Annotated in this window: 6 protein-coding genes; 3 read left to right on the forward strand and 3 right to left on the reverse strand. The window is 59.7% G+C overall.

Annotation, left to right across the window (positions count from 1 at the left end):
* On the forward strand, positions 1-194 hold a 194-nt coding region (locus AB7F49_RS37800; protein WP_428532660.1), incomplete at its 5' end, for a cupin domain-containing protein.
* Between the two features lie 10 nt (positions 195-204).
* On the opposite strand, the gene AB7F49_RS37805 is transcribed toward AB7F49_RS37800, so the two are convergent.
* The 3 genes from AB7F49_RS37805 to AB7F49_RS37815 are packed head-to-tail and all read right to left on the reverse strand — an operon-like array spanning position 205 to position 4,163.
* Positions 205-2,007, reverse strand: a complete 1,803-nt coding sequence (locus AB7F49_RS37805) for an ABC transporter permease subunit (RefSeq protein WP_428532663.1) — start codon at positions 2,005-2,007, stop codon at positions 205-207.
* A 23-nt stretch (positions 2,008-2,030) separates the two neighbouring features.
* Positions 2,031-3,119, reverse strand: coding sequence for an ABC transporter substrate-binding protein (locus AB7F49_RS37810; RefSeq protein ID WP_428532666.1), 1,089 nt, complete (start codon positions 3,117-3,119; stop codon positions 2,031-2,033).
* A gap of 27 nt (positions 3,120-3,146) precedes the next feature.
* Positions 3,147-4,163, reverse strand: coding sequence for an ABC transporter ATP-binding protein (locus AB7F49_RS37815; protein ID WP_428532669.1), 1,017 nt, complete (start codon positions 4,161-4,163; stop codon positions 3,147-3,149).
* A gap of 137 nt (positions 4,164-4,300) precedes the next feature.
* Between AB7F49_RS37815 and AB7F49_RS37820 the strand changes: the two genes are divergently transcribed.
* Positions 4,301-4,687, forward strand: a complete 387-nt coding sequence (locus AB7F49_RS37820; RefSeq protein WP_428532672.1) for a RidA family protein — start codon at positions 4,301-4,303, stop codon at positions 4,685-4,687.
* Between the two features lie 49 nt (positions 4,688-4,736).
* Positions 4,737-5,483 carry a sulfite exporter TauE/SafE family protein gene (locus tag AB7F49_RS37825; protein ID WP_428532675.1) on the forward strand — a complete coding sequence of 249 codons (747 nt, stop codon included), beginning with the start codon at positions 4,737-4,739 and terminating at the stop codon, positions 5,481-5,483.
* Positions 5,484-5,489: the final 6 nt, after the last annotated feature.

Genomic DNA, 5,489 nt, shown 5'->3' on the forward strand with positions numbered 1-5,489 from the left:
TTCAGCATACCGGAGTCGAATTCATCATGATGATCGAAGGCGAGCTCATTTATCGGCACGGACAAAAGCTTTATCATTTGAAACGCGACGACACCCTGTTTTTCGATGGGGATATTTCTCACGGCCCTGAACGCGCGATCGTCCGGCCGATAAAGTTCCTCTCGATCATCGTCCAGCCACGCTTCGGCGACTAGCGGCTATAGTTCAATCGGCGCGCTTCAGGCCGCCGACACCGAACAGGGCCAACAGCGCGACCCAAAGAATCACGAGGCCGATCAGTATTGCCGATACGGCCGCGATTGTCGGATCGATCGAATTGCGAATGTCGCTCCACATCTTCAGCGGCAACGTTTCGACCCGGATTCCGCCCACCATAATCGTGATGACGAGGTCGTCGAATGAATGGATGAAGGCGAACAGAGCGCTGACGAAGATGCTCGGCCGTATGAGCGGGAGCGTCACTTTCCAGAAGGTTCGGAACGCGCTCGCGCCCATGCTTGAGGCAGCGCGTTGAAGCGATGGGTCGACGCTCTGCAGGCCCGCCGACACGATGATAAGAACATAAGGCAGTGCGCCAATCAGATGGCCGATGACCACCGCGGTTTCGGTTCCGATCAAGCCGATTTGAGCGAGAGGCTGATAGAGCGCGACGCCGAGCACAATCGGTGGAACGATGAGCGGCGACAGCATGATCGAGAGCGTGAACGCGCGGACCATGCCCCGCGCCCGCGATACGCCGAACGCGGCGAGCATGCCCAGTAGCGTGCCGAACAGCGCTGTCAAAGCGGCCAGGCGCAGGCTGAGCAACGTCGCGTCGATCCAGGATTCCGTCTGCAGATAGTTCTGGAACCAGCGGAAGGAATAACCCGGCGGCGGAAACCGCAACACATCGCCGGAATTGAACGCCATGATCGTTACCAAGGCGCTGGGGAGGAAGAGTGCGAGAAGAACGAACGTAGCCACTGCATAAGCCGTCGGCTTCATGGCGCCCGCCAGCGGCGTCCGGTCGAACATCCCGACTGCAGAATAGAGGACGCGCGTGTGGACAGGCTTCTCCCCCGAGCCGGAGCTCGTGAGCTGGTTGAAATGGTTCGCTCCACGGTCCGATGTGCCGGAGAACATAGCGTCGAGGCGCACGCCGCGACCCAACAGTAGGTAGGTGCCGAATGTTGCAATTAGCAAAATCATTGCTGCGGCACCGGCGAAGCCCCAGTTCACGAGCTGTGTGACCTGCGTTTCGATCAACATCGCCAGGGTCACATCGCTCAATCCACCCAACACCGCGGGCGTGATGTAGAAGCCGAGACTAAGAAGAAAGACGAGCAGGCAACCGCTGCGGATCCCTGACGCGCATAGCGGCAGGAAAACCAGAACGAAGCGACGGAAGGGGCCGGCCCCCATGCTTTTGGCGGCGCGGTCGATACGCCAGTCGATCGCCAGTATGTTGTTGTACAGAGGCAAGATCATGAACGGCAGCATGATCTGAATCATGCCGATATAGACGCCGATCCAGTTATAGACGAGCTTGATCGGTTTGCTCGTCACGCCCAAACCTACAAGGAGCGAATTGACGATACCGTTGTCGTCGAGCACGACGATCCAGGCGTAGCTTCGGACCAGAAAGCTCGTCAAATAGGGAACAAGAACCAGCAGCAGCAGGACCGTGCGCAGACGTCCCTCGATCCGGGCCAGGAGGAAGGCGACCGGTAGCCCCAACACAAGGCAGAAAAAGGTGACGACGACGCTCACAATCAGCGTGCGCACGAGGACATAGGTATAAGCCGAATCCTGAAAGAAGCGAAGGTAATGACGCGGGCTCAGCGCCGCCCCGTCAATGCTCGTCCAAAGCAGCTTCGCGACCGGATAGGCGTAGAATGCGACCAGGAACAGAAGCGCGGGCAATAACAGCCACTCGGAGCGGAACGAACCGAAGCCAACGAAACGCGACGTGCGTGGTGCACACGCCGCGTCGCGCTTCCATGCCGTGAGATGCGTCATCTGCTGCATTGAGTCGTGCGCCGATCGAGAGTTTAGTTGATCGTGAACCGGTTCCACTTCTCGATCAGCGTTTCGAGGTTGGTCCTGCCGTCCGGCCCTTTTTCGGCATACCATTTATCGTTGCGCACGAACTGCCGGTTCACGTTGTTGGGATGGGTCGAGAGCGACTTGCCGGTCTTTTCATCAAGGTATTTGAAAGCGTTCTTGTTCGTCGGCCCATAGAACATCATCGCTCCCAGAACCGACTGTGGTTTGGCGCGCGTCGCGAAGGCGATGAATTTCTGCGCGTTCGCGACGTTGTGGGCACCCTTGGGGATCAACATGAAATCCAGCAGAAGCTTGCCCTCGTTCCAGTCGAAGGCGACGGGCGCGCCTTTGGCGCGAAGGTTCTCGGCGCGGCCGTTGTAGATCATGCCAAGATCCGCAGCCGAGTCGGCGAAGATCTGCTGACCTTCCGCGCCGAACCGCCACCACTTCTTGACGTGTGGCTTCAACTTCTCGAGGCTCCGGTACGCGCGGTCGATGTCCAGCGGATAGAGCTTGTCCATCGCAACGCCGTCGGCGAGAAGAGCCTCCTCGAATCCTCCTTCGCCCTGCACGCCGGACTTGAAGCTGCGGGTGCCCGGAAATTTGGTTACATCCCAGAACTCCGTCCAGGTCTTGGGATGATTATCCGCGCTGTACTTCTTGGTGTTGTAAGCGATTACCTGAGAGTAGTAGTAGGCACCGACGCCGTACGGCTGACGTGCGACCGCGTCGACCGCTGCGAGTTCGTCTTTGTCGAAAACCGAATAGTCGATCTTCTCGAGCAGCCCGCTTTCGTTGCTGCTGATGGCGTGCAGCCACGCCATCAGCACGATATCGATCTCACCGCTCTTGTTCTCGACCATGAGCTTGAGCTTGGCCGGGCTCATGAACTCGGGCACCGTGACGACCTTGATACCGGTCTCCTTCTCAAAAGGCTCGACGAAGGCTTTTTTCATCGCCTCCGCGAAGTCGCCGCTGCCGATCTGGACGACAACCTTCTGCTGTTGCGCGGCGGCAAATCCACTCGGCAGGGCAAACGCGAGCGTCCCGGCCAATGCAGCCACAATTCCCATTCGCCGTATCAGAACCATCATGTCGCCTCCCTTGCGTACGTTGTTCGATCAAGCAAAAGCCTTAAGGTCCTCCATCGCCCAACCGACGTGAATCGGACTGCCAGCTTCATAGAACCGTACCGCGCTCACCGCTTGCTGTTTGGCCGATATCGTGACGTCGCCGATGCGAATAAGATAACGCCGCGCCGCGCCGTAATAGATCGCGTCCTGCACGACACCGGAGACCCATTGAACGCCCGGCTCGACGCGGGGCGCGTCCGAGATGAGGATGCGTTCCGGCCGGATGGCAAAGCGCCCGCCGCGAGCCGGCGACGCGTCGCCCACGATCGTGGCGGGCACGAAATTCATTTCGCCGAGGAAGTCCGCGACGAAGTCGTCGACCGGATTCTCATAGAGATCCTCAGGCGAGCCGACCTGCGCTATGCGGCCTTTGCGCATGATTGCGATCCGGTCCGACATGGTCAGCGCTTCGTCCTGGTCGTGCGTCACGTAGATGATCGTGATGCCGAGGTCTTTCTGGATTCGCTTGATCTCGAGCTGGAGCTGTTCTCGCAGCTTCTTGTCGAGGGCGCCGAGCGGCTCGTCCATTAGGAGAACCGGCGGATCGTAGATGAGCGCGCGCGCAAGCGCGACGCGCTGCTGCTGACCGCCGCTTAGCTGCGACGGATAACGGCCTCCGAAGTTTTCCAGGCTCACGAGGTCGAGCGCCCAAGCCACGCGCTGCTTGATTTTACTTGCCGGCATTGAACGAATGTGAAGCGGGAATGCGAGGTTGTCCCGGATCGTCATGTGCGGGAACAACGCGTAGTGCTGGAATACGACGCCGAGATTGCGCTGATTGGGCGGTACAGCGGTTACGTTGGTGCCATTGACGAGAACCGCTCCCTTCGTCGGCGATTCGAAACCCGCGATCATCATCAGCGTTGTGGTCTTGCCGGAGCCGCTGGCGCCCAGAAGAGTTAGGAACTGCGCCGGCTCGACCAGCAGCGACAGGTCGTCGACGACCACGGTGCTGCCGTAGGCCTTTTGCACCCGCACCAATTCGATTTGGCCTTTGCACAGCATGGAGCCACCGTCAGTCTGGAAACAGGATCGAAACGATAGCCAAAGGTAGCCGGTCAGACAAGACGGAGAATAATATATTCTTGACGAGAACATCAATCGGCAGCTACGTATCGCGACCACAGGAGCAGAGGAAAACAATGAAGAAGACGGTCGAGACGAAGCTCTGGAAAAACCCGAGCCATGTATCGGGGGGCGTGATCGCGAATGGCATCCTCTACACGGCCGTCATTCCGCGAAAGCTTGACGGCTCGGTCGAGGTGGGGGCTCCGGAAAAGCAGATCCGACTCGCGCTCGACAATCTCAAGCACGTCGTCGAGAGCGCAGGCGGTACGCTGCAGGACGTCACGCAGGTCATCTGCTATCTCACCGATACCGATCAGTTCGATCTAATGATCGGCATCTATAAGGAATACTTCGCAGACCCGCCGTTCCCGAGTCGCGCCACGATCATTCCGGCGAAGCTCGCCGTGGACGGAATGATCATCGAACTCGTCGCCCAAGCGCATATCTCGACCTCAGCCTGAGAGCGCGCCGGCCGACGCATGTTCGGTCGGCTCGCGGGCGCATTCCGTCATGGAATCCCAAGTCCCTCTCTACGGCGTCGCAATCGCCGTCACGGTATTGGCCGGCTTCGTCCGGGGCGCATCCGGCTTTGGCGGTCCCATGATCCTGGTTCCGACATTGCAACTCGTTTTTGGTCCGAAATCGGGGGTTCTTATCACCCTGATCATCGATCTTCTCGCAAACGTCCGGCTGGTACCGGACGCCAAACGGGACGCGTCGCCGGCCATTCTCAAGCCGATGCTGCTGGGAGCGCTGATCGGGCTGCCAGGTGGCATCATCTTCCTCGCCTGGACTGAGCCGACATTGGCGCGACGCATCATCTCGGCGATCCTGCTCCTGTGCGTCGTCCTGGTGTTGATTGGCTGGCGCTGGCCTCGCGCCATGGACCGCAAAGAGCTGGCGGCGGCCGGCGCGCTGGGCGGCTTGAGCCTGGGCGCGTCGGGCGTCTGCGTCATCGTCAATATCGCGCTCCAGGCCGGCCACCACTCGGCCGTTGCCAGCCGCGCAAACTTCATCGTCTGGGCTTTCGCAGCGACGATCGTGGCAATCGCGGCCCTCTTCGCAACCGGCGCCCTGAACGCTGCCGGTCTACCTGGCCCCCGGCAGTTGTTGGTGCTCACCGTGATCTTCGCGCCTGCCTACCTGCTTGGCATCGTTTCCGGCGTCTATCTTTATCGGCGCATCAATGAGCGGCTGTTGCGACTGTCGACCCTATGGTTCGCCGCAATTGTCGCGGCGATCGGGCTGTTCGTTTGAGACGAC

The organism is Pseudorhodoplanes sp. (genome assembly GCF_050250235.1).
Taxonomy (GTDB): Bacteria; Pseudomonadota; Alphaproteobacteria; order Rhizobiales; family Xanthobacteraceae; genus Pseudorhodoplanes.